Origin of the sequence: Streptomyces sp. NPDC101166 (assembly GCF_044768125.1) — a bacterium.
Lineage (GTDB): Bacteria > Actinomycetota > Actinomycetes > Streptomycetales > Streptomycetaceae > Streptomyces.
The window spans coordinates 1-1242 of sequence record NZ_JBIWPF010000186.1; the positions used below are offsets into that span (position 1 = coordinate 1).

General features: G+C 67.6%; 1 protein-coding gene. It reads right to left on the reverse strand.

Annotated elements, in window-relative coordinates:
* Positions 1-76: 76 nt before the first annotated feature.
* Positions 77-682 (reverse strand): DUF4254 domain-containing protein, encoded by a 606-nt coding sequence (locus ACIRS4_RS37575; protein ID WP_404204666.1) that lies wholly within the window; start codon positions 680-682, stop codon positions 77-79.
* Positions 683-1242 lie beyond the last annotated feature (560 nt).

A 1242-nucleotide genomic window follows, 5' to 3' on the forward strand; every position in this document is an offset into this window, starting at 1 on the left:
GCCGGGTCCGAGCGAGCGTGTGACGCAGTCGGACGTCCTCGACGCCGAGGTCGTCGACCCCCGCTAGCCGGGGTTTCTACCAGGTGGGGAGTCGCCGCCGGTGCTGGGCGACTTCCGTGATCAGATCCCGATAGCCGTCGGCGAGCTCGGCCAGCCGGTACCACTGCAGGTGGGCCTCGGTGTCCACCCCGCGGTGGGGCCGGTCCTCACTCACCCGGTGCGCCTTGGCGCGGCGCCGGGCTCGTCCGTCGGTGGCTTTCGGAACGCCGTTGGCCGGGGCCGGAGGCCCACCGTTGCCCAGGGCCTGTTGTGCGGCAACCCATTTCGCGGCCATGCGGTCGATGACGGCGCCGAGGGTCTCGGTGTGCAGGGAGGCCCCGGCGCGGTGCGGGATATTGATCGCGACCCAGTCGTCGATGCGGGAGACCAACTCGGCGCGGCGGGTGTCGATCCGGTCGATGTGGTGGGCGCTGGCGGCGACATCGTCGGGGGTGGCGTCGGCGGCGTGGGCGGAGTCCAGGGCGCGTTGCCGACGTTCGTGGCATCGCACCAGCTCATGGGCCGATTCCAGGACGTCGCGGTCGCGGCGGGCGGTGTCTATCGGTTCTCGGAAAGCACGCAGGAGCGTGTCCGGCGAGGGAAGTTCGGCGCCGAAACCCGCTCCCGTGTAGTCGATTGACATGTTTCCCACCCTCGGCCGCGCATGCGTGTGGATACGCCAGGGCCGAGGGGGATTCGGGGAGGGGCTCCCCTCGGCTCCGGCGCAGCCCCGCACCCGGAACGCAACAGCCCACCACCAGCGACACGGTGAAGTAACCGGGAAATCCGCGACGATGCGATGAGAAGACTGTCCGATAATGCGGGACATATTCAGGAAAGCGCGATAGTCGGAGGGGCGCAACCATCCGGCGCGTGATCGGCGAAGCTGCCTGAAAATCGTTATACAGCATTACAAGACGGTCACATGGGCGCTGCGGTTGAAGGCTGATCGACACCTGTGCGGGCGGTGTGTGGGACGGCTCCGGGGGTGCTTCGCCGCCGGGTCGAGGTTGTCCGGGGCCGGTTCGGTTACCGAAGCTTATGAATAGCTATCTTTGCGGCGCGCCGAGGGTGCGACGCGCCGAAGTCGGTTAGCCTCGATATTCATGCCCGCCTATGCCTCTTCGCCGGAGCTGCGGTTCGGTTTCATGTTCGCGCTGGAAGACCCGGAGCGAATTGCCGAAGTCGTCCGGAATCTGATCG